The organism is Methylobacter tundripaludum, from assembly GCF_002934365.1.
GTDB classification, from domain to species: Bacteria; Pseudomonadota; Gammaproteobacteria; order Methylococcales; family Methylomonadaceae; genus Methylobacter_A; species Methylobacter_A tundripaludum_A.
Genome location: NZ_PTIY01000010.1, coordinates 147588 through 171674 on the forward strand (window position 1 = coordinate 147588; position 24087 = coordinate 171674).

Here is a 24087-nt window from a genome sequence, read left to right on the forward strand (position 1 = left end):
TTCTGTCCTTCGAGTCTTCGTGGTGCATTTATACAAGCCTTACATCAAGCTATATCCGCCAAATTCCCCTTGGTTTCCAGCCACACCTTCCTGTCCTGCGAGCGCTTTTTAGCCAGCAATAAATCCAGCCGGCCGTTGGTGTCATCGCCTTCGGCTACCGTTAACTGCACCAGCCTGCGGGTGTCGGGATTCATCGTGGTTTCCCGAAGCTGGCTGGGATTCATCTCGCCCAAGCCTTTAAAGCGTTGCACATTGATTTGGCCTTTTAGCTTTTCGGCGGCGATACGGTCCAACACCCCTTGGCGTTCGGCTTCGTCCAACGCGTAAAACACCCGCTTGCCGACATCGATCCGATACAGCGGCGGCATCGCGACAAATACGTGACCGGCTTCCACCAGCGACTTGAAATGCTGGTAAAACAATGCGCAGATCAAGGTGGCGATATGGTTGCCGTCGGAGTCGGCATCGGCCAGGATGCAGACCTTGCCGTAGCGCAGGTTCTGCAAATCGGAAGAACCCGGCTCTATGCCCAAGGCCACCGCAATGTCATGAACCTCCTGCGACGCCATCACCTGATTGGACTCAACTTCCCAGGTATTCAAAATCTTGCCGCGCAACGGCATAATGGCCTGAAAATCACGCTCCCGCGCTTGTTTGGCCGAACCGCCCGCCGAATCCCCTTCGACCAGGAACAACTCGGTCCGGGCTATATCCTGCGCCGAACAGTCGGCCAATTTGCCCGGCAATGCAGGGCCTGAGGTGATTTTTTTGCGGATAATTTTTTTATTGGAACGCAGCCGTTTTTGCGCGCTGGAAATAATGATTTCGGCGATTTTCTCGCCTTCGGCAGGATTCTGGTTCAGCCATAAACTAAAACTGTCTTTCGCCACGCCGGACACGAAGGCCACGCATTCGCGGGAGCTGAGTCGTTCCTTGGTTTGCCCGGAAAACTGCGGATCTTCCAGTTTTACCGACAACACAAAATGGCAGTTTTCCCAGACATCTTCCGGCGCGACTTTAACGCCGCGCGGCAGGATATTCCTGATGTCGCAAAACTCGCGCATCGCTTCGGTCAGACCTGCGCGCAAGCCGTTGACATGGGTTCCGCCTTGCGCGGTCGGCACCAGATTAACGTAACTTTCGGCCAGCACTTCCGCCGGATTTTCAATCGCCCAAACGATGCCCCATTCGACGGCTTCATGATTAGCGGCCATGCTGCCCATAAACGGCTGTTCCGGGCTGTAGTCAATATCGCCGATGCGGTCGAGCAAATATTCCTTGAGTCCGTCCTGATAACACCAGAAATATTCTTCGTCGGTTTGGTCGACTTTCAGCGATATTTTCAAGCCCGGACATAAAACCGCCTTGGCGCGCAACACATGCTTAAGCTTTAAGACCGATACCTTGTTGGAATCGAAATATTTTTCATTCGGCCAGAAGCGGATAGATGTGCCGGTATTATTCTTGCCGACCGTGCCGGTCTCGGTCAGTTCGGTTTGTTTTTCGCCGTCGGCATATTCCATTTGATAAATCTTGCCGTTCCTTTTGACTTCTATTTCCAGCTTTGCCGACAAGGCATTAACAACAGAGACGCCGACACCGTGCAAGCCGCCGGAAAACTGGTAATTCTTATTGGAGAATTTTCCGCCCGCATGCAGCTGGGTCAAAATCACCTCAACGCCGGGAATACCTTGTTCCGGGTGTATATCGACCGGCATGCCCCGGCCATTATCGCTGACCAGCACCGAGCCGTCTTTATACAGCACTACATCGATAGCCGTAGCGTGACCCGCCATCGCCTCGTCAACGCTGTTATCGACGACTTCCTGCACCAAATGGTTAGGCCTTGTGGTGTCCGTGTACATGCCGGGGCGTTTCCGCACCGGCTCCAGGCCGCTTAAAACTTCGATTGCGGCCGCGTTATATTCGTTACTCATACTTCCTAATCACTCAAAATTCAATTTCATATATAATGCTGGACGAAAGGCAAAAGGCGAAAGGCACAAAATTTTTCGCCTTTTGCCTTTTGCCCTTCGCCTTAATAATACATCGTACCATTAAAATTTTTTTTATCTCATGCCGAAAAAGAAAACCCCGACTTTATTCGAAGATTCACTCGCCGAACTTGAACAGTTGGTTAACCAGCTTGAACAAGGCGATATTTCGCTGGAAGAATCGTTAAAGTCATTTGAGCGCGGCGTTAACCTGACCCGCACCTGTCAAAAAGCCCTGCAAGAGGCCGAACAGAAAGTTCAAATCCTGATTGAAAAAAACGGCACTCAAACCCTGGAGCCCTTTACCGATGAGTAATGCGTTAAAAGAATATCTTGATTTTTGTCAAAACCGTGTAGAAAGAGCTTTGGACGCCCGTCTTCCCGGCGAAAACATACTGCCGCAAAAACTGCATCGGGCCATGCGCTACAGCACATTGGACGGCGGCAAGCGGATGCGCCCGATGCTGACCTATTGCACCGGCAAAACACTGGGTGTTGCTCCCGAAACATTGGATGGCCCGGCTTGCGCGGTTGAATTCATACATGTTTATTCGTTGATCCATGACGATCTGCCGGCGATGGACGATGACGATCTCAGACGCGGCAAAGCCACCTGCCATGTGGCTTTCGATGAAGCGACCGCTATTTTAACCGGCGACGCCTTGCAGGCTTTGGCTTTTGAAACACTGGCCAATGATCCCAGCATCACCGCAAGCGCCGAAAACCGTTTGAAAATGATCAGCGTTTTAACCAAAGCCAGCGGCTCTCAAGGCATGGTCGGCGGTCAGGCGATCGATCTGCAATCCGTAGGCACCAGCCTGACCTTGCCTGAACTGGAAAACATGCATATCCATAAAACCGGCGCATTGATCCGAGCCAGCGTCAATATGGCGACGTTGGCTAAAGCCGATATAGACCCCGATGTTGCCAAGAAACTGGATAATTATGCCAAGTGCATAGGCTTATCGTTCCAGGTTAAGGACGACATACTCGACGAGGAAAGCGACACTGCGACCTTGGGCAAAACCCAGGGCAAAGACAAGGACAACAACAAACCCACCTACCCTGCTCTTTTAGGCATGGACGGAGCCAAACAAAAAGCTCAGGAGCTGCATGAACTAGCGCTGGATAACCTGAGTATTTTCGGCAGCGAGGCCGATTTATTGCGCGATTTGTCGCTTTATATTATTCAGCGGGATCACTAGAACTAAAGGATTTTCACCACGAAGACACGAAGACAATATTCAGTACGTTAAAACTTCGTGCCCTTCGTATCTTCGTGTTTATTAATTATCAAGTCCCGCCTGATAAATTTTCTGTATCTCTTTAAAAACAACCCTAACTGCCGATAACAAGTTAAGGGAAAAGAATTGCCGGTTTATTGTCATCTCTCCCAAAAAGCAACGCATTAAGATACGCTAGTGCAATGTATTACAAAAATATTTTGAAAACGGCATTTTTCTTGCTGGGTGCATAATGAATCTAGTTTAGCTATTTTTTTAGGAGTACGGCAATGACAACGCAAAACACAAATACAGTAGATTCATCATGGACAATGTTTATCGAAATTTTAAGTGATGAATTTGCCGCGAAAACCGGATTTGGGGTGTATGCCCATATCACGCCGGTGGATGCTGATCAGGCTTACCAACAATATCAACTACGCAACGCGCCGATGCGGCTATTCGTCCGCGAGTATGTCCGGCGCTATGCTTAAGTCAGCCCCTAACTCCTTTGCGCTCGACACGTTTTGTCCTGCGCAAACGGTTGGCGTTGGCGGCTACGAATCAACGACCCTGTTGCTAGCGGGATTCCGGCAACCGCTTTATTTTTTGACAATGCCCAACTGGGCGAGAAATTTTTCGGCTTCCATATAACCGATAACCCGATATGACTGGCGTTCTCGCTGATCAGGTCCGAAAAAAAGTATCGCTGGCGGGCCGAGCAAATTAAATTTTTTCAGCAGTGCCTGCTCGGCATGTAAATTTTGCGTAACATCGGCCCTCACTAACACAACTGACGATAAAGCATCCTTAACATCGGGATCGGAAAAGGTATAAAGCTCCATTTCCTTGCATAAGGCGCACCAGTCGGCATAAAAATCCAGCATGACCCAACGCCCTTGCGCATGAGCTTCTGCCAACGTTTGCTGCAACTCGTCGGCTGATTTGATCTGCTGAAACGGCAGCTTCGGCTGCTCTGCGCAGGCGATTGCCGCGACACATAAAAGCTGCATAGCGTCGCGTTGCTGATGCGTAGCAATCCCTACCAGTAAAAAGATCGCGTAAGTCAGTGCCACCAGCCCGGCGCCTTTCCAGAGCTTCTTCCAACCCAGATACATCAGCGGAATCATCAGCAGAGCCAGCCAAAGCGATTGGGTAACCACCTCCGGCATGACACGTCCCAATAGCCAGATCGCGACGGCCAACAGCCCTACCCCAAAAACAGCTTTCGTGACATTCATCCAGACACCGGTTTTGGGTAACAGTTTTCCGGCGGAAGTCCCGATAATAAGCAGCGGCAGCCCCATACCTATCCCCAATGAGAACAGCGCCAATCCTCCCAACATCGCGTCGCCGGTTTGCCCGATGTAAATCAGCGCGCCCGCTAAAGGGGCCGTAATGCACGGCCCGACAGCCAACGCCGAAAGCATGCCCATAACCGCCGCACCCAACAGATTTCCGCCCCGTTGCTTGGCGCTGATAGTCACGATTCTTGATTGAACAAAGGCAGGCATTTGCAGATGAAAAACTCCAAACATCGAGCAAGCCAACAAAACAAAAATCCCGCTGAACGCAATAATGGCCCAAGGCTCCAGGAAAAAAGCTTGCAGGTTGCTACCGAAAAGTCCCGCTAATACGCCGAAAATCGTATAAGTCACAGCGGAAGCGAATACATAAGCCAGAGACAACACAAAGGCTCTTCGGGTCGTCAGTCGCGCCCCCTGACCGACGATGATGCCGGAAAGAATCGGAATCATCGGAAACACGCACGGCGTAAACGCCAGCAACAAACCAAATCCGAGGAAACTCAGGATAATCAGCCACAACGATCTGTCCGCCAGCGAGGCGGCGATACTGTCCTGTTCCGAGATAAACGGAGCTAAATTATCGGAACCGGAAGTCATGCCCCACCAATTGAAACTTTCATCCGCCAAATCGAAAGAAACGGTTTGTTGAACGGGCATATAACAAACGCCCGCATCCGCGCAGCCCTGGAAAGTGACTTCCAATACCAGCTTGTCCTGTTTTGGGTCCTGCCGCTGAAGAGCGACTTCTACCTCTAAATGATCCCGGAAAATTTCCACGTCACCGAAGAATTTATCTTGTTTGGTATGGCCTGGTGGAAATATCTGTTCTCCCACTTTTATATCGGGAGTCAGCGAGACAAATTTGAATTTGTTGCGATACAGGTAATAGCCGTTCGCAATGTCCCAGGACAGTAATAACTTGTCCGATTTTTTCACCTTGGATGTGAATTGAAAAGCTTGCTCGGCCGGCAATAAATCCGCCGAATCGGCAGCGAACGCCTGACCGGCAACGCCGAACATCAGGCAAATTAGAAGTTTTAAGATTCCAGCTTTAACCATAAGCAAGCTCTCCAACGAGTTAGATTGAAAGCAGGGGAAATTCAATATTAGGATTTGGTTAAAAATAACTTCTTGAAATCACTATTTTCGCTCGTCAAACCGTTCGTGCTGACCCTTAGACTACGCTCAGGACTAAAGGCCTTGTCGAAGCATGATCGGCTTGACGCGGCGGGACAAAATTTTTCCGCCCACCCTTCGACAAGCTCAGGGCGAACGGAAAAATTTCATCCGTTCAATATCGGGAAGTTATTACTGGCCATATCCTTAGGCGATGTCCAGTGAAGAATCTACCCAAGCATATCATGGTCTGTTTTTCACCACGAAGGACACGAAGTTTATATTTTTTCTTCGTGCTCTTCGTGTCTTCGTGGTGAATAATTCCGGGATGTCTTATTTTTCTAACCGCTGAGAGCGACCGATGGTCAATAATCCGGGGCGGCCCGGAAGGTCCAAATAACGGAAAGGTTACCGAAGAAGCCGTCACCCAACTGCACCTGCTGGTACTCTCCTCTGGCGTTTCTAGTCTTTTGGGAATTCAGGTCCTCGTAAATCGGTAAGCCGACCGACCCCCGTAACTTGAAGTTGCCGCCAAAGGCATTCAGGAACCGGTAGTCGGAAACGAACGCCAGATTGGTGGACGTGCCTCCTGAATTGCCGATCTTGCTGCCCCGGTCTTTATTTTTATCCGTATAGCCGGCATCCATTTCGATACCGATCATCCAGTCGTAGTTTGGCGTGTAATGCAAGGCCAGACCCGCTGTAGCAACGTCGCCGAATTCAAAATTGTCGCTATTTTCCGGGTTGACATTGTAAAGGGCTGAGGCGTGCAGCCAGAAGTCCTTCCAACGTTGGGAATAGAGCATCCCCCCCGTGAAGGTCGCGGTGCCTTTGCCGAGTTGCAGTCCCGGTGATTGGGAAATCAAGCCGGTCGCGGCATCGCGGGTGGCGTTGAATTGACCGGTAGGCAAGCTGGTGCCGAGCAGGACGGTGGCGAACTGATCCCAGCGGGTGCTGCGCCATAAATTGTAGCGCCCTTCGAGGGTAATGTCGCCGAATCCGTTGGTATTATCGACCGTTTCCCCAAATGTTCCTGCTGTAGGTTGCAGCAGGGTAGTCATCCTTTTTTCAAACCAGGGTGCGTTCATGAACAGCGCGAGATTGTCGGTCGGCGAGTAATTCACCGTCAAGGCTTGTTGCTGCACCTGCATTTCTTTCGGCGTTTTCGGCTGGGCCCTGTTGCTGCGAATATAATTATTCGGGTCTTCGCCATTGGAGCCGATCTTGAGATTGTCTTTTTGAGTATAACCGTAGACCATGCCGACGCTGAAGTTCCCTTTACCCGGCGTCACCGCGGTACGGATACGAAACGGTGCGGTTGTGCCTACCGGCGAAACATCATCGTAGGCAATGTTAAAATCGATCAGTTCGCCGCCTTCCTTGGCGGCAAACGCTTCGGCCTCCTCGCGCTTGGCGAAAGCAATGTAGTTGGGCACCATATCGGGAATCACCTTACTGCCGAGCACATAAGTAGCCGTTTGCGCATCCACCAACTCGCCTGAAACCCAATCATGCACTTTTACCGACTCAAATGCGGATATGCCGCCGGCATCCTCAACTTCCCTCAGCATACAGGCGACGCCGCAGGTATATTCCTTCTTGCCGTCCTTGTAGACCAGTTCGGCGGCGCTCTTTTGGTACTGGTCGATCCACATGCCGCAAACCCGGCAACTTTCACGCTTGTGCGCCTCTTCGGCCGATACAGAGGCCGACAGCAATGTAAACTGGATTAACATCAGTATGAACGCTGTTTTAATGACCGTTTTCATAAAAAACTCCTTTATTCAGAATGGTTGTAAAGCGTTTTTCAAATTCTTCGATGCCGGCTTCCCCGGTGATCTTGTCCCGGACAATACCCTCCTCGTCGATAATGAAAGTGGTCGGCAAGCCGATGACGCCGAACTGTTTGGCCACCAATCCGTATTCATCGATCAGCATCGGATAGGTCAGGTGAGCGAATTTTTTGAGTCGCTCGTCGGTTTTGTCGGTTCGGCTTTCATTAATGGCTACCGGCATAAATTCCCGGTCTTTGTACTTTTGGTAAAGAGGTTCCAGCGACAACAGAATCTCTTTGTCGCAAAAACAACAATCGACACCCCAAAAGCGCAGCAGCGCGATTTTGCCTTTAATGTCTTTAGGCAAGGACACCGATTTCCCCTGAAAGTCGGTCAGCGTGACATCAGGGATAACATCACCGATCTGCAAGCCTGCCCGCTTATTGCAGCCGCCGAGCGCCGTAGCGATCAGCAGGGCCAGCAGCAGTAGTTTCACCGGGTTGATCGTGCTCATGTCCTGCGATCCAACGATTCGATAACGGCGGGGGTTACCTCCTGAAAGCGGATGATGGATTTGCCTTTATGATCCTCCAGGAATTCCTGGGCCGCTTCCCGATCCTTGAACGGCAGCAATTCATGCCCCATCGGACCCAATACATCCGAACCGAGCACATAAAAGGCCGATTTGGCATCGATCAACTCCACTTCGTAATAATCGGTAACGTAAATATCCTTGATGTTTTCCGCCGCTTTTCCGGGCGTATATTTTGCTGTGTCGAAGATATGCTTGAACATATCTTTCGCGCCGTCGTAGAAATAGTAAGAACCGTCCGTGAACATGATTTGGGCTACCCATTTCGGGTACTTGTAGACAAACATGCCGCATACCGGACAGCGGTCGGTTTTTTTGATCGTAACCGTGGGTTCGTCGCCATAGCTGATGTTGATACTGAACAGCAGAAACAGCCCGAGCATTATTTTGGGATATATCCCCGTTCCCGGCTTAGGGCGTGCAGGAACCGATTTAATAGACAACTTCATAGGCAATCACCAAACTTGAGGAAACAATTTCATAACTGACCAGCGCGGTAAACGCGGCATATAAAATGACGGAAGCCAGAGCCAGTTTGCGGATGAATCCGCCGAGCATAGCTTGCAGGCTTTCCACTTGGCGAAAGGGAAGCAGCGCGCCGACGCCGAGACCCGACACCACTGCGCCGAACAACAGCATATAAAGCAGGTAGCCGATATAGCTGTAGTCTTCCATGATGATGCAGAACGGACAGTGATGGGTCGGCAGTTCATAGATGTACAGCGAGATGAAAGATACGATGGAAACCAGCGAGACGAGAAACATCAGCAGACTCAACGCGGCATACAGATAGCCGCCTAAACCTTTTAAATAGAAAAAAATCCCGCAAAGCAGCGTACCCGACATGGCGCTGTAAAAAATCCACATCATCGGCAATGCAGGCATTGATGCAATTTCGGAACCTATGCCCGTTACCCGCTCGCTGCTGAACAAACTGCCGCAACAGGAGGTAATCACATCGGCCTCCATGTTCAAAAAATAGGCGCTTTCCAGTATCGTCTCCAGGATAATAAAGGGCGCGATGAACGCCAGCAGCAGGTATTTTTTCTTGATCAGCGGGTAATCGTAACCCTGGTTGTCGGCATAATTCAAAACCAGCCACAATCCGGCCAGGATAAAGCTGAAAATCTTCAGTACCAGCGTCGGATAGCCGAAACCGTCGACGTTTAAGGTGCCGGCGGCGCACATTGCGCCGACGAACAGCGGGGTCAGGCTGTCGGCGGTAAATATGTACAAAAACAGCGACAGCAGTTGCAGGCCGAAAACATACGAGAGCAGCGTCGAAATCAGGTAGGTTTTGCGCTCCAGCACCAACTGCAATTCGTGGCCGCTCTGTATATCCCAATGTCTTAGGATTTGCACGCCGTAAAACACCGCATACAAAACCATACCGCTGCCTATATAGGCGGCCAGCAGATTGGCGATAACAGTGGGATGCAGAATCACAACTAACCCTCGATTTGGCCGTCGCGGAGGTTGACCACCCGGTCCACCATCGAAGATTCATAGACCAGCGGATCATGGCTGGTGATGATCACGGTTTTACCTTCCGCCTTGAATTTCTCGATGATTTCCATGAACCGGTACGACAGCTTGGTATCGAGATGGGCGGTCGGCTCATCGGCAATGATGATATGCGGATCGTTGATCAGGGCGCGCACGATAGAGGCGCGCTGGGCTTCCCCGCCGGACAACCACTCCACCTTAGAAGCGGCCTTGTTGGCGATATTAAGTTCGGACAGACCGTTCATCGCCTTGATTTTCAGATGCGAACGCTTTTCCCCGAGCGGGTAGGCAGGCAACATCACGTTATCCAATACCGATATACCCTTAATCAGGTTCGGTTGCTGAAAAATGAAACCGAAAGTCTTGCGGCGTATGTCGGTCAGGAACCGTTCCGGCAGGCTGGTGATTTCGCGTCCTTGCAGCTTTACCCGCCCCGCCGAAGGGCGGCTCATGCAACCGACGATGCTGAGCAGCGTGGTTTTTCCCGAACCGCTGGGGCCTTTCAGCACGGTGACCTGGTTTTCCGCTATACGCAAATTGACACTGTTCAGCGCCGAAAACTCGCTCGGATTGCCCGCATTAAACACTTTTTTAACATTGACCAGTTCGATCATGACTATTCTCCAGTAAATCGCATCGCCGAATCAGGGTCGATGGTTGCAGCCCGCCAGATCGGAACAATGGTCGCCACCGTGTAGGGAACCACAGTCAGGAAAAACAGCGTCGTCAGCTGTTCGAGATTGACGAAAGGCGTCAGCTCGAAATTCGGGTAAAGACTCGACCAGCCCTTCAGCGCCGGTTCGAAGACAATGGAGCCGGTAAAAAACACATGCACATAAGCCAGAATCACGCCGCTGAAAAAAGCCGTCAGCGAAACCACGGCCCCTTCCCAAAATTTCATCTGGATCACGTCCGACGTTTCCCAGCCCACCGCCTTGAGTATGCCGATTTCCCGCCGCTCCCCTGCGCTCAGACCCGAAGCCTTGTCCCAAGCGAAAATAACAAATGCGAGCACCGCCGCCGAGAAAATGACGATCATCATGCCGCCGCGCCAGTTGAAAATGGAGTCGTAAGTCCTCAGAATCTCGTCGCGAATAATCGGCCGGGCATCGGGTAGGTGTTTCTTTATTTTCGACGCCACCATTTCCACTTCGCTGGGATTGTTGACGGCGACGGTAAGATCGGTCACATGGCTCTGGTCGATGCCGAACAGTTTTCTAAAATCTTCGCCGGTAATCAGCATCAAATCGGAGGAAACCAGTTCCGATTGCGAGGACAGGACGCCCGCGATCCTGAAATTCATCACCTTGCCGTCAAAGGCGCGAAACGGCATGTAATCATCCTTGCCGATGTTGCGAAGACGGGCGACGCCGTTGCCGATAATCAGCGTTCCCGGTTCGAGCACCGCGCCATTGAGCTCATACAAGGGTCTGGCCGACTGTCCGCCGGATTCGCTTTCAACCACCGTGGTCTTCGCGGACGGCTTGGCGGCGTCGCTGCTTGGCGGCGTCAGCAGCGTGTAATTGGCGCTAACCAGACTGTCGTAATAATAACCCCATAACCGGCTTTCGACCGAGGCCACCCCTCGGATGCTTTTAATGGTTTCGATATAACTGGCCGGAAAAAGATCGTGCCGCCCGGCGACGATTTTTTGCACCACAATTTCCGGCGCGCCCTTCAGGATCAGCGAGGCTTCTTTTTTAATCGCATAAGTGAAGAACATCGTCGAGGCCAGAATAAAGACGATCAGCGTATATAAAGCCAGCAAGCCGAAGTTTTTCACCTTTCTGCGCAGCAACGAGGAGATCGTGAAATCGATAATGTAACGTTGTTTTTCAATCCAGTTTCTCATGGGCGATCGATAATCCTTTCGGGTGGTTGGGTGAACGAACCGGACGGGAAGTGTTCCAGCGACAGCGGATGGTCCTGGAACGCGGTATTTAAATCGGCTTGCGACAGATGCCGGGTGTAGCGGGCTTCGGTGAACAGGCACAGATCGGTAAGCTGTAGTGCCTTGACCAGCGCCGATTTTTCTTCGAGGCTTTCCTGCTGCGCCTTTGCGCTAAAAGAGGCATGCATCAGCAGCAGACCCAGAAAAAAAACGCCGGTCGATAAATACAAAAAAAATAACGAGGAATTTCTCATCGGCAATGCTCAAAAATGCGCCAGTCGTTCAAGGATTGTTCTGTGCGTAATGGGTAACTGAATTACCCGCTTTTAAAGGCGGTTCAATTGCTCTTGCTTTTAAATTATCGGCAAATGATCCAGGTCTGGCAACAATATATTCGATTATTATAAAACTTTAGTATAAAACTCAAATATCACTAAGCGCGATTCGATTAAGAGAGCACAATATATGCCTTTTATATTTAATTAAAATTAATCAAAACATTAGAAAAAGAACGAAAAAAACCCAATTAAACTATGTTATATCCCACATTAATTACGTTAAATAACACAGTTTAATAAAAGAATTAATATCCTTAATAACTACTTATTTAAACCGATCGTAGCTATTCGGCAGAGATTAGTTAGACCGGCCGGATTTTTAAAACACGGAAGCACAGAACCGGACGAATTTGATTTTCTTTTTTATCGGCGTTTATCCGTAAAATCCGCGCCATCCGTGTTCCCGGCAACCGCCGGGCAGCTGGACCCCATTATTCCGGCATAACCCGGCGCCACAACTGCTTCAACTCCCGAATCAAGCGTTGCTGCTCGGTTTCTGTTGCCGGAATTTCCTGCTCCACAGGCTGCGTTTTTTCCGCCCTACCCGCTTCAGGCTCGTTGTCAACGACAATAAAGGTTCCGGAAATCATCCCCATCCAGCAACTCCACGGCACCACGCCGGTCTCGGGGGGCGTGAACTCAATGACCTGAATGCCGGGCTCGAACTTAATATCAAGCCCGTACTGCGGCACCACGATTGCCTTGTTGCATTCGTTTAGTTCCTTGGCGTTGATCACCCATTTGACCGGAACGCCTTTGCGTAATGTAAATTTGTTCGGTTTGAATCCGGTTTTAATCACATCCATGTTGATGATTTGTTCGGTTTCGCAGGAAGGGCTTTCAGCGACCGTCGGCGACAATTGCTGCGACACGCGGGCAACCAGGGTATTGAAATCAACGCCGGTACCGGTGACCGCCAAGCCGCGGTTCAGCATGATTGCGCCCAGCGCCATGACGATCACCCCGGAAGCTTTCAGCAGTTTCGGCGTCAGATTGGTCGAAAGCAGACTGGTCAGAAACCCGAAACCCAGCAATAACGGCAAAGTGCCGATGCCGAAAAAGAACAGAATCGCCGCGCCTTGCGACCAGCTGCCGGTGCCGGCCGCCATCACATACATCGCTTGCAGCGGCCCGCAAATAATCATCAAACCGTTCAGCAAGCCGATCACAAATGGATTGCTGTGCCTGCGGTACTCCTTGCCGACAAAGCGCATCAGGAACTTCGGCGCTTTAAACTGAAAACGGCTCAACGACGGAAACACTTCCAGCATGTGCAATCCGAACAGAACAAGAAAAACGCCCGCCGCGACGCCGACTGCACCTTGCGTGTAAGGGGTGAACGCAACGATTGAGCCGAACGCACCAAACAGCGCGCCGATCAATGTATAAGAAATCGTTTTACCGATACCGTAAAGAAAATGCGTGGCGTAGGATTTATGTCCGTTGGTAGCCGATTTTGCCGTGTAACCGAGAATCAGCGGGCCGCACATGCCGACGCAGTGAAAGCTGGTCAGGAAGCCGATCAGGATCAACAGGCCATAACTCATGTCGCGACTGAGTTTAGGCATGTCGGAATGACTCATGAACCAGCTGTCGAGCCAAAGAATCAAGCCGATGCCAAAAAGCGCAAATGTGACCGCTACGACTTTTTTTAATACCGAAAACAAAGCGTTAGGACGATGAACCGGATCAGGTTGAAAACTCTCGTTGTTACTATTCATGATTAGATGTTAAGCATCGGTAAAATCCTTCGGATTGGCATAGAACCGTAAGAATAAATCCATTAACAATAGGATTATTGAAGTAAATCGGATATAGCTTATTAAATACCCAGCATAGGGGTCAAGTAAGAGTTTATTTTTACCCAGCAGATCTATTGCACAATGAAGTTCAGTGGAGTACATTTAAATAAACTGTCAAGTTATATATACGGCAGTAAGTTTTTCTGCTTTTGATAATATCCTTACTGCAATGACATAGAAAACTGAATATTAATTGACTTAATTATAAAAATTGTCTTAAATAAATTTTAGTTACAATATAGGGTATTCGATGAATCACATATCTACAGAAACACATTCGACCCCGAACCAGGGAAAAACGGCCATGACAGCAAGCCATTCGACTAAAGGCGAGCTGGTAGTGAAGGGCGTTGCAACGACCATGGCGGCGGCAACAATCCTGGAAACGGGCAAAGGCGTCATGACTACGCTGGCCAAACACCCGCTTGTGATGTTCGGAATGGGTTTTGTTGCCGGTTATCTGACGCATAAATACCGTAAAGAAATTATTGTGCTCACTAGCAAAACCGCCGAACAAAGCAAGGATTTTGTCTTGAAGCAAAAAGAACATCTTCAAGACTTCCTTGCGGAAAGCCTGCAGGATGCCGAAGACACTGACACTACAAAATAAGGTAATCCCGTAGCGCGCGATAAGCCGATAATGACGTTCTGGAGTTCAAAGCCGGCTTTGAACAATTTACAAGTACAAGGCTAGCCTTGTACTCCGTCATGTTGTCAACGCGGCTTTATGATTCATCGCAATCTTTACGGATACAGAATAAGCGGTTAAGAGCAAACTATCGTCCGGCTCAAAATGTGTATTCAGCTTTTGAGCCCTGTTAATAACATTGAATAAGGAGCGTAAATTATGGCACATGTACACGGAGCAAAGGCTGTAGCCGAGACTGGAACGGCAAAAATGATGGACTCCACAATGGGAAAAATGGGCATGGGGTCGATGATGGAGGGAAGCATGAGCTCAATGATGAGCGAGGGCATGGGATCGATGATGAAAACGCCTGCAATTGCTTCGGGCGTTGCCGTATCCGCCGGTTCCAGCGCCGGGAAAAGCGTTATCAAAAAAATCATCACACATCCCTTGACGCTTTTCGGTCTCGGTGTCGTTGCAGGCTACTATATTTATAAGTATCGCAAGTCTATCATTTCGGCTTCCGACGAAACCCGGTAACAAGAATAAACCTAAAAAGATCAGTTGGAATGCACAAAATCCGTTCGTGCTGAGCTTGTCGAAGCATGAGCGGCCCCCATTCGACAAGCTCATGACAGGCTCAGGCAAGCGGTTAAGCCTTGAGGCGTGCATCCCGCCACCTTAAAGTTGACAGTCTTTTACTTAAGGCATAGCCGGTAAAAGTTCTGAAATATCACTATCATGGACACTGAAATGAAAGCTTCCGATACCGGCAGTTTAACCCACGGCAAAGTAGTTCATGCACTGAACCGGCGAGTCCGTATTATTGCCCCGATTCTGCGCAAAGATCCTGAACGGGCATGCGTTCTGGAGATCCTGCTGCAAAAGCGGGAAGGCATCGAAAAAGTCCGCACAGTTCCCGATATTGCTTCCATAGTCATCCACTTCGATCCCGATAAACTGCCGAAAACAAAGCTGCTCTCCCTGTTGGATGCGTTACTGGCGAATCTGGGCAAAAAAACCACAACTGTTTTCAATAACGCTACGCAATTAATACCTGCCGAGGGCGATGAACATCTTGCCGAACAGGAGTTCAATCTCAGTGTCGATGGGATGAGCTGCGTATCCTGCGCACTTTTAATCGAGATGCTGTTGAACCGGGACCCGCGCATTTCGTCGGCGAACGTCAATTACGCTACAGAAACCGCTACGGTGACCGGTCGAACCACCAAAGAAAACGTCTGCATGTTGATCGGGAACATGGGCTACAAAGCGCAAAATCTTGATAGTTTGGCTCAGCGCCAAATTATGATCGCGCGCGAAAAACAACGCCTGATCGATGCCCGGCGGCGCGCCATTTTGGCCGGAGTGCTGAGTCTGCCTGTCATGATTATCGGCATGACCGCGCCCACGTCCCGGTTTTGGCACTGGACGCAGCATTTGCTCGCCACGCCTATCGTGCTCTGGGCAGGATGGCCGTTCTTTGATAAAGCCGTAAAACTGGCCCGGCAACGGGCCACCAACATGGACAGCCTGATTGCGATGGGAGTGGGTGCATCTTACGGTTACAGCGTGGCGTCCCTGCTGGCCGGTAAACGGGGGCAGTACTTCGATTCCGCAACCGGGATCATAGCCTTCGTCCTGATCGGCCGCTACCTGGAGGAAAAAGCCAAAGGCAAAGCCCATGAAGCGATCCGCTCTTTGGTCGATTTGCAGCCGCAAAACGCAACCGTCATGCATGGCAATAAAAAAGTCCTGATCAGCGTTGATCAGGTTCACGTCAACGACATATTGCTGATTCGCCCCGGCGAAAAAATACCGACTGACGGCATCGTGATTGACGGCCTTTCGACGGTCGACGAATCCATGATAACCGGCGAAAGTCTGCCGGTTGTAAAAGAGCACGGTCACCATCTTGTCGGCGGCTGCATTAACGGCAACGGCGTTCTAAAAATGCGCGTCACCGCTGTCGGCACGGATACGGTGCTGGCAAACATTATTCATATGGTGGACCAGGCCCAGTCGTCCAAATTACCGATTCAAAAAACCGTGGATCGTATTTCCGCTGTTTTTGTGCCCTCCGTGATAGCGGTATCGTCACTTACCTTCCTGGCCTGGCTGTCGGTCGGCGTGGGTTTTCGAATCGCCTTCAGCAATGCCGTAGCGGTACTGCTGATCGCCTGCCCCTGCTCGCTCGGTTTGGCGACGCCGATGGCGATCATGGTCGGCACCGGGCAGGCGGCTCGGCGCGGGGTTTACATCCGCAACGGGGAAAGCCTGGAGATGGCGTCGAAGCTGACCACGATCGTGTTCGATAAAACGGGAACCATCACCGAGGGCAAGCCTCGGGTTACCGACTTTATTACCCTTGCTAAAAAGAGCGAAGAACGCATATTAACCTTGGTTGCTGCGGCCGAATCCGGCTCCGAGCATTTTCTGGCGAAAACAATCGTTGCTTATGCCCAAGAACATCATGTCAGCCCGGTCAAGGTCGAAGCATTTACCAATGTCCCCGGCCACGGCATTCATGCCAGGGTGGACGGTTGCGATGTCTTGATCGGCAACCGCTCCTGGCTTGAAGAATCGGGCGTTGATTTAAAAACCCTGGCGAAACGCGCCCTACCCTTAGCCGAACAAGGCAAGACCCCGGTTTATGTCAGCGTGGACGGCAAGGTCGCCGCGTTGTTCGGCATCGCCGACCAGCCAAGGGCGAACGCCGGGGAGGCTATAGAAAGACTGCGCAAGCTGGGGCTCAAGCCCATGATGGTCACCGGAGATACCGAACAAACCGCCCGTTACATTGCCGAACAGGTAGGCATCGATACCGTCATTGCGAACGCCAAACCGGACCGGAAACTCGAAATTGTCCGCGAGTTGCAGGCTCAGGGTAATAAAGTAGGCATGATCGGCGACGGTATCAATGATGCGCCCGCCCTGGCATCGGCCGATGTCAGCTTTGCGATCGGCACAGGCACCGATGTCGCTATCGAAACCGCAGACCTTACTCTGGTCAGCGGCGACATCAGCAAGGTCGCCGATGTGATGGAATTGAGCGGCGAGACCTTGCGCGTGATCAAGCAAAACCTGTTCTGGGCGTTGGGTTACAACACGATTGCTATTCCGGTCGCGGCCCTGGGCAAACTCAACCCGATGATTGCGTCGGGTGCGATGGCGTTAAGCTCCATTTCGGTAGTGCTTAATTCCCTGAGGTTGCAGCGCAAGTAGATGGATGGGGGAAAGGCTTCAAAAAGGTTGGGCATGCTGTTTATGCCCAACATTTCGATGGTTGAATATGGAAATGACTATCAATTTGCCCATGCCCGAACACTGAAACGTCGGGCAACGAAAAGATGTTGCTCGACCTACAACTGAGCGAGCTTCGAATGCCTGACTGAGTGATTCGGGAACGGCCAACATAGCAACCTCCAAAAACGTCTATTGACGCAGTTTTGATGATATAGAGAAAACCATTTAATTACTTGTTAGACTTTGCTTTTTTTCTTGAAATTCATTGTAATGTGACTTATAGTCCGTAGACTCATAATCAACAACGTGGTCGAATTGTTTCATGAAAACATCCGACTACATACAAAAAATTTTTGGGGTACGCATTCGTGAACTTAGAAAAAGCAAGGGCTTTTCTCAAGAGAGTTTTTCTTTTGAATGTAAGCTTGATCGCACTTATGTTAGTCAAGTTGAACAAGGTAAAAGAAATATCAGCCTTCAAAATATTAAAATCATGGCTGATGCTCTTAATGTTCCTATTGCAGCATTATTTTCTGAATCTTATTTATCTCCGAAAGCCATCAAAGAACCCGAAATTGTTTATAAGGTTAAAGACAATTTTTCAATTCAATGTGGATTCCAAGTATCGGGGCAAGACATCTTGACTGCGTCAAATGCAACTGCAGAACAATTACAACTACTCCCATTTTCCCTTTACCAAAGTATCGACCTAAAAACATTGAGTGCTATTGTTGGCGCAGTATTTGTAGGTGACCTTGCCGAACAAGTGGGTGCAATTGTCAATCCTATTGAAAAAGGGCATCCTGATATTATTCCCGCTTCTGGACACATCGCTACTGAAGCACAACTGAGAAACTATCCAGATGGACTTGAAATTAAAGTTACCGTTGGCAACGTATCAACAGGTAGTAATTTACAACCTGGTACTCCACGCATAAATCAATTAACGGGAATAACATGGCAAGCACACCATAGAGAGGTAAAAAGTCTACTTGGTCTTACTATTGATTTTGCAGGAACTTTACATGAGGGTAAATATTATCCTGTTATAACTGGGGTATTTTATGCAAATGATCTTACCGAAAACGACTGGGGAGAAATTAGCGGGACAACAGGAAGAAATACTAAAGTTACTGGCATGAAAATATCAGGAAAAAAGAAAATGGGTAGCGGATGGGTTTTACTACTTGATAAAGAAATGTATCTGAAAAAATATTCAGCTAAATTAAAGATTATTCTGGAACGATAAACATGTTCTATTACTATGGTCGAAAAAAGCAGATTGCTAAGCACTACCCAATACCAAACTATGATGTCATTATAGAGCCATTTGCAGGGGCGGCGGCATATTCGTTTCATCATAATTCAATAGCTAAAAAAGTTATTTTGATTGAAAAGGATGAAAAGGTTGCCAACATTTGGAAATGGTTTATTCACGAAGCAACTGAACGAGACATACAGTCGCTTCCTGACCTACAGCCAGGGGAAAGAAGTACAGAGTTTCTTCATATAATTCACGCGGCAACCAAAATGGCTTTTGCATTCAAAAGAATTAAGGTAACGCCAGTTCTTGCTCGTAACTGGGAAATTAGTAGAAGAGTATTTGCCAAACATTTGCATGAAATCAAGCATTGGGAAATCATCTGCGGAGACTTTACGGAAGCTCCTGATATTGAAGCAACATGGTTCATTGACCCACCCTATTTAGGCGAGCCTGGGATGGGCTACCGCCACAGTAGTGCATTGATTAATTACACAGAACTTGCTAAATGGGCATTATCCAGAAAAGGAGAAATAATTTGTTGCGAAGGAATCGGCGCAAATTATTTACCTTTTACTCCTCTGATTGAATTAAAGGGTATTGCAGGTAAAACTAGTAAAGAAATGATTTTTTACAAACAAGGAAGTAGAAATAAACAAAGCAATATACTCGATCTTATAGAGCCGGGTAGGTCGGGTAACCGCCTTTTGTTGCCCGACATTTCAGTCTAAAAGCAAATAATTGGAATATAAAAAGGTAGCCATAGAAACTATGAACACCCAAACGGTAGCCGCATTACTATTTCTGGGCAACTCTCAGATGATGCTAAACCCTATCAAATTCGCGAGACAAAGAGAAAGATTATGGAGTCAAAATAATGAAAGAAAGTGACCGCTATATCAAAATTGTTGAATGGTCCGATGAAGATGGATGTTTTGTTGGTTCTTGTCCCGGAATAATTGATACTTGCTGTCATGGAGATGATGAGATTCAAGTTTATACCGAGCTTTGTCAGATTGTGAATGAATGGGTTGAAACTATCAAAAATGATGGGAAGCCTTTGCCATCTCCTACGGTGAGCAGGAATTTAGCAAGTAAATTATTGAATGTAGCTTAAGCCAACGCTCCAGCGGAGCTTCGCGTTATGAATGAGCAGTTTCTAACATAAACCGGCCATTCCAGAATCCTTTGAAAGACAGGAAATGGCCGAAAGCAGATATTCATATTTTTGATCTTTAGATAATATCGGCATAAATCCAAATTCGATTTCATTTATGCCGGATCGAATCCAGACTTTTACATTGTGTTCACACGCCTGAATCTGAATCAGCATGCCTCTGCGCACAAAATCAACGCGTTACGTTTAACTGCCCTGAATGTTTTTAATCAAGCCGGTATAGTATTCAAGCATTTGTTGCAGAAACAGAATAACTGAATCGATTTCATTTTTTATATCGTGGATGAAATTATGTTGCTGGAAGCTTTCTGCGGCATAGAACGATAATCCCATATAGATCGTGTTGCAGCCCATCGCGATCATAATCAGCGCGGCAGACTTCAACATCAAGCCTCTAAATTGGGCGCTCATTTTGCCGAACGCCACGCTGACAAACAGCATGGTAGGTAGCGTGCCCGCTCCGAACGTCAACATCAGCAAACCGCCTTCCATAATGGTCGTCGCCGATGTCGCTTTAACCGCCATCGCAAAGGTTAACGGACACGGCATCAGGCCGTTTAACAATCCGGCAATCGTTGCGCCAAGCAAGGGGCCTTTGCTTCTCGATTCGGCATAACCCCGGCGCAACACATTCATCGGCAACAGCTTTACCGAGCCTTGAAAGGGAATCCAGCCTAAAATACCCAGGGCGAGAACAATCACAACGGCACCGATGATCATTTGCAGGATGCTTTGAACTTGGCCGAACACCCCGCTGGAAACCAGCACGACGCCGAGGGTGGCCGCTGCAAATCCGACCAAGGTGTACACGAATATTCTGGCAATCTGATAAGCGAAATACGGCAAATAACTTTTTGACATGCCGGGTTTCATAAAACACCCTGAAACCAGCGCGCCGCACATTCCGACACAGTGGCCGCTGCCCAGTACACCGGCCATAAAAGCCAGACCGTAATCAAATCCGCCGGCAGCGGCAACGACATGCTGCATGCCATGATCCATCGTTGAATGATCCATTGCGTTCCTATTTTTTATTTAATCTTAATGAGTTAACAATAACCGAAACCGAACTTAAAGCCATCGCGGCCGAGGCTATCATCGGGTTGAGATTTCCCATCGCCGCAACCGGAATGGCAACGACGTTGTAACCGAACGCCCAGAACAGGTTTTGCTTGATGATCCTGATGGTATCGGTGCTTAACTGGATAGCCTCGGTCACTTTGGTGATGTCGCCGTGCACCAGCGTCATATCGGCCGACTCAATCGCGATGTCGGTGCCGGTTCCGATCGCGAAGCCGACATTGGCAGCTGCCAATGCAGGTGCGTCATTAATGCCGTCGCCGATCATGCCGACCTTTTTGCCTTCATTTTGAAACTGGTGAATGATGGCCAATTTTTGTTCGGGCTTGGCATTGGCGATAACCGTTTCAATGCCCACGATAGCGGCAATATAATTTGCGGTTTTTTCGGTGTCGCCGGTTACCATCAGCGTATGTACGCCGAGTTTTTTCAGGTGCTGAATGGCTTGTACGGCCTGAGGCCTGGGCTTGTCGGCAATGCCGAATACAGCCGCCGCTTTGCCGTTGACCGCCATAAATACCGGCGTTTTACCTTGCCCTGAAAAATCGCCTGCCGCAGCCAACAAACCCTCAACCTCTACGCCTTTCTCCAACAGCCAGGCTTTATTGCCCAGCAACAGCATTTTGCCGTCAACTGACGCTTCGATGCCCCGGCCGGTTTCGCTGTAAAAATGCGTGCATTCCTGCAATTCGATAGACCGTTCCTTGGCATAAGTCACAATCGCCTTGCCCAAAAAATGTTCCGAACTGTGTTCCGCCGAGGCCGCCAACCGGATTATTTTTTCTTCGCTGAGCCGGGACAGTTTGAGCAAATCGGTGACTTTAGGTTTGCCTTCGGTAATCGTGCCGGTTTTGTCGAAAACGACGACATTGAGCTTCGCCGCCGTCTCCAGGCTTTCCCCGTTGCGGATATAAATCCCTTCGCGCGCTGCCTGCCCCGCGCCCACCATAATCGCCGCCGGTGTCGCCAAGCCCAATGCGCAAGGACAGGCGATCAGCAATACCGTGATCGCGTTACCGAAAGCGAAGCCGAACGGCGCGCCTACCAGCAGCCAACCGGCCATGGTTAAACCGGAAAGAACCATCACCGACGGCACAAACACGGCGGAAATTTTATCGACCTGTTTTTGGATCGGCAACTTGGTCGCCTGCGCCTGATCGACCATATGCACTATGCCCGCCAACACAGTATCCATGCCCACCGCCGTTACGCGGATACGCAACGCGCCGTTGCCGTTGACGCAGCCGCCAATCACTTGGTGGCCCACGTCTTTGACGACGGGCAGGCTTTCTCCGGTCACCATGGCCTCGTCAACCGTCGATACGCCGTGGATGACGATGCCGTCGGTCGGTATTTTCTCGCCGGGACGCACCAGCAGCACATCGTCTATCGCGCAATCGTCAACGGCAATGACTATTTCCTGTCCGTCGCGAATCAGGGTTGCGGTTTGCGGTTGCAAGTCGACCAGTTTGCGTATCGCTTCGCCGGCTTTACCTTTGGCTCTCTCCTCTAAAAAGCGCCCCAACAGCACAAAAGTGATGATGGCCGCGCCCGCTTCGAAGTAGATATGACCGCTGCGCCTGAATAATGCAGGCAAGCTGTAGCCGTAAGCCGAGCCGACGCCGAGAGCGATTAACGAGTCCATATTGGCTGTTCGTTGCTTTGCCAAGCGCCAGGCTTTGGTAAAAAACGTCCAACCCGACCAGAAAACCACCGGCGTGGTCAGCGCAAACTGCATCCAATGCAGCCAGCGCGAGGTCGGCATGCTCATGCCGACAACGACAACCGGAAAACTCAAAACAGCGGACCAGATAAACCGGCGTTTGGCGACAACAATCCTTTGCTGCTCTTTTTCGATCAGTTTTTTACGTTGCGATAAGGTATCCATCGCGTAGGTTTGATAGCCCAGAGTCGCAACCTTGGCGCTCACGTCATCCTTGACTAACTGACCATGAACGGTCAGGGTTGAGGTTCCGAAGTTTACGCTGGCTTGCTTGATTCGGTGGTCGCGCTTTAGCACCATTTCGATCAGCAAGGCGCAGGATGCGCAGGTCATGCCTTCAACGGCAAGATCGACTTCCTGTACCGGACCTTCAAAGACCTTCTTTTGTTGTTCGTGCTGCTCGGCCTGTTTCCGGGCAATATTGCCCAGCACCGCATCCAACATAATCAGTAAATTCTTTTTGGGCAACCGGGTCGGGTCGAACTGAATAACCACAGAGCCCAACGCGTATACTGAGCGCACCCTTTTTATTTCAGGCCGCTTTTTTAAAAGAATCTCGAAAATATAGCCGCGCTCCTGATCGTTTTTCAAGATCGGCGAGATGATTCGGATACGTCGGGTTAATTGGTGAACCAGCTGAAAATTTTTCGGAGCCGGATGAGAAGTTTGGGTATCCATAGCGACAGTTCTCAGGTATGGGCAGGAGGGTATAACGAAAACAGTATCAAACCTAACTCGCCACTACAAAGTGAGAGATGAGGATTAGGCGAAAGGCTAAAAAACAATCGTCAACATGCTCCTTTCGCCTCTCTCTATTTTTGTCTGCGTGAGCGAACTAACAAAAAGAACATATAAAACAGAGCCATCCATTCATAACGATGCGCAAAAGGTCTTACCAGCCAATGTTGAGTAATATTGTTCCAGTGCAGCCTGATAAGAAAGATCACCAAAATATCGTTTAAAAAATCAATGATGGCTTTTTCCGGGTCTTTCATGAAAGCCGCAGGCTTTTTCATGCCCATCTTGGTAATGATTTTAGCGGCCTGAACGGTTTCTTTCGCATCCCCAAATTTTTCTTTGGCCCAGCGTGTCGCTTTAAAACCGTCTAATTTCGATTTGACTTTTTCCTTCCACAGCATTGACTTTGAAACAGGCTTTGGATTTAAGTCGCCGTTTTTTTCCAGATCGGCGAGCAATTGAAACAATTGCCGGGCCAACGACTTGAAATCGCAAACCGCTTCATCGAAGCGAATAGATAATTTCTGCTGCCCACGATAGAGCTTGGCGCGATACACACCGTCTATTTTGGAGATGCCATCCGTCACCGCTTTGGCTGCATCAACATTGCAAACCTGAGCGGGTATTTGAAATCTTACATGCCCGTCCACACGATAACGCAGCACAAACTCTTTTTGGATAGACATAACT

General features: G+C 49.5%; 22 protein-coding genes. 9 read left to right on the forward strand and 13 right to left on the reverse strand.

The genetic code is table 11. From position 1 onward, the window contains the following. Positions 1-44 precede the first annotated feature (44 nt). Positions 45-1937: a DNA topoisomerase IV subunit B gene (gene parE, locus B0F88_RS13150; RefSeq protein WP_104424380.1), complete on the reverse strand. Its 1893-nt coding sequence runs from the start codon at positions 1935-1937 to the stop codon at positions 45-47. Between the two features lie 139 nt (positions 1938-2076). On the opposite strand from parE, the gene B0F88_RS13155 reads away from it, so the two are divergent. The 3 genes from B0F88_RS13155 to B0F88_RS13165 all read left to right on the forward strand — a co-directional run bounded on the left by B0F88_RS13155 (position 2077) and on the right by B0F88_RS13165 (position 3711). Continuing rightward, positions 2077-2310 carry an exodeoxyribonuclease VII small subunit gene (locus B0F88_RS13155; protein WP_104424381.1) on the forward strand — a complete coding sequence of 78 codons (234 nt, stop codon included), beginning with the start codon at positions 2077-2079 and terminating at the stop codon, positions 2308-2310. Then, positions 2303-3199 (forward strand): (2E,6E)-farnesyl diphosphate synthase, encoded by an 897-nt coding sequence (gene ispA, locus B0F88_RS13160; protein ID WP_104424382.1) that lies wholly within the window; start codon positions 2303-2305, stop codon positions 3197-3199. The genes B0F88_RS13155 and ispA overlap by 8 nt, the downstream gene beginning before the upstream one ends. Positions 3200-3507: 308 nt before the next feature. Further along, a complete protein-coding gene (locus B0F88_RS13165) occupies positions 3508-3711 on the forward strand; it encodes a hypothetical protein (RefSeq protein ID WP_104424383.1) in 204 nt (67 codons plus the stop codon). Positions 3712-3819: 108 nt separating this feature from the next. Here B0F88_RS13165 and dsbD read toward each other — a convergent pair whose 3' ends face one another. From dsbD to B0F88_RS13210, 9 genes are all read right to left on the reverse strand, one after another. Further along, positions 3820-5583: a protein-disulfide reductase DsbD gene (gene dsbD, locus B0F88_RS13170; RefSeq protein ID WP_104424384.1), complete on the reverse strand. Its 1764-nt coding sequence runs from the start codon at positions 5581-5583 to the stop codon at positions 3820-3822. Positions 5584-6005: 422 nt separating this feature from the next. Continuing rightward, the gene (locus tag B0F88_RS13175) at positions 6006-7409 is read right to left on the reverse strand and encodes a nitrous oxide reductase accessory protein NosL (protein WP_104424385.1); all 1404 of its coding nucleotides are present in this window, start codon (positions 7407-7409) and stop codon (positions 6006-6008) included. After that, positions 7393-7929, reverse strand: a complete 537-nt coding sequence (locus B0F88_RS13180; RefSeq protein ID WP_104424386.1) for a peroxiredoxin family protein — start codon at positions 7927-7929, stop codon at positions 7393-7395. Before B0F88_RS13180 ends, B0F88_RS13175 begins: the two co-directional genes overlap by 17 nt. Then, positions 7926-8456: a nitrous oxide reductase accessory protein NosL gene (locus tag B0F88_RS13185; RefSeq protein ID WP_258076661.1), complete on the reverse strand. Its 531-nt coding sequence runs from the start codon at positions 8454-8456 to the stop codon at positions 7926-7928. The genes B0F88_RS13180 and B0F88_RS13185 overlap by 4 nt, the downstream gene beginning before the upstream one ends. After that, a complete protein-coding gene (locus B0F88_RS13190) occupies positions 8440-9453 on the reverse strand; it encodes a hypothetical protein (protein ID WP_104424388.1) in 1014 nt (337 codons plus the stop codon). The genes B0F88_RS13185 and B0F88_RS13190 overlap by 17 nt, the downstream gene beginning before the upstream one ends. Before the next feature lie 2 nt (positions 9454-9455). Beyond that, positions 9456-10127 carry an ABC transporter ATP-binding protein gene (locus tag B0F88_RS13195; RefSeq protein WP_104424389.1) on the reverse strand — a complete coding sequence of 224 codons (672 nt, stop codon included), beginning with the start codon at positions 10125-10127 and terminating at the stop codon, positions 9456-9458. Positions 10128-10129: 2 nt separating this feature from the next. Next, positions 10130-11365, reverse strand: a complete 1236-nt coding sequence (locus B0F88_RS13200; protein WP_104424390.1) for an ABC transporter permease — start codon at positions 11363-11365, stop codon at positions 10130-10132. Beyond that, positions 11362-11658 (reverse strand): hypothetical protein, encoded by a 297-nt coding sequence (locus B0F88_RS13205; RefSeq protein WP_104424391.1) that lies wholly within the window; start codon positions 11656-11658, stop codon positions 11362-11364. Before B0F88_RS13205 ends, B0F88_RS13200 begins: the two co-directional genes overlap by 4 nt. A 515-nt stretch (positions 11659-12173) precedes the next feature. Continuing rightward, positions 12174-13463: a sulfite exporter TauE/SafE family protein gene (locus B0F88_RS13210; RefSeq protein WP_258076662.1), complete on the reverse strand. Its 1290-nt coding sequence runs from the start codon at positions 13461-13463 to the stop codon at positions 12174-12176. 385 nt (positions 13464-13848) lie between these two features. Between B0F88_RS13210 and B0F88_RS13215 the strand changes: the two genes are divergently transcribed. The 6 genes from B0F88_RS13215 to B0F88_RS13245 all read left to right on the forward strand — a co-directional run bounded on the left by B0F88_RS13215 (position 13849) and on the right by B0F88_RS13245 (position 19796). Beyond that, the gene (locus B0F88_RS13215; RefSeq protein WP_258076663.1) at positions 13849-14154 is read left to right on the forward strand and encodes a hypothetical protein; all 306 of its coding nucleotides are present in this window, start codon (positions 13849-13851) and stop codon (positions 14152-14154) included. Between the two features lie 237 nt (positions 14155-14391). Beyond that, positions 14392-14712 carry a hypothetical protein gene (locus B0F88_RS13220; RefSeq protein ID WP_104424392.1) on the forward strand — a complete coding sequence of 107 codons (321 nt, stop codon included), beginning with the start codon at positions 14392-14394 and terminating at the stop codon, positions 14710-14712. Between the two features lie 213 nt (positions 14713-14925). After that, on the forward strand, positions 14926-17397 hold the full coding sequence (locus B0F88_RS13225) for a heavy metal translocating P-type ATPase (protein ID WP_104424433.1): 2472 nt from the start codon (positions 14926-14928) through the stop codon (positions 17395-17397). A 343-nt stretch (positions 17398-17740) separates the two neighbouring features. Further along, positions 17741-18667, forward strand: coding sequence for a helix-turn-helix domain-containing protein (locus tag B0F88_RS19560; RefSeq protein WP_219820854.1), 927 nt, complete (start codon positions 17741-17743; stop codon positions 18665-18667). Between the two features lie 2 nt (positions 18668-18669). Beyond that, positions 18670-19410, forward strand: a complete 741-nt coding sequence (locus B0F88_RS19230) for a DNA adenine methylase (protein WP_146083351.1) — start codon at positions 18670-18672, stop codon at positions 19408-19410. A gap of 146 nt (positions 19411-19556) precedes the next feature. After that, a complete protein-coding gene (locus B0F88_RS13245; protein WP_104424393.1) occupies positions 19557-19796 on the forward strand; it encodes a type II toxin-antitoxin system HicB family antitoxin in 240 nt (79 codons plus the stop codon). A 246-nt stretch (positions 19797-20042) separates the two neighbouring features. Here the strand turns inward: B0F88_RS13245 and B0F88_RS13250 are convergent, their stop codons facing one another. The 3 genes from B0F88_RS13250 to B0F88_RS13260 form a co-directional block, all read right to left on the reverse strand. Next, positions 20043-20873 (reverse strand): sulfite exporter TauE/SafE family protein, encoded by an 831-nt coding sequence (locus B0F88_RS13250; protein ID WP_104424394.1) that lies wholly within the window; start codon positions 20871-20873, stop codon positions 20043-20045. Positions 20874-20880: 7 nt separating this feature from the next. Next, a complete protein-coding gene (locus B0F88_RS13255) occupies positions 20881-23337 on the reverse strand; it encodes a heavy metal translocating P-type ATPase (RefSeq protein ID WP_104424395.1) in 2457 nt (818 codons plus the stop codon). Between the two features lie 134 nt (positions 23338-23471). Further along, positions 23472-24083, reverse strand: a complete 612-nt coding sequence (locus tag B0F88_RS13260; RefSeq protein ID WP_104424396.1) for a hypothetical protein — start codon at positions 24081-24083, stop codon at positions 23472-23474. Between the last annotated feature and the right edge of the window lie 4 nt (positions 24084-24087).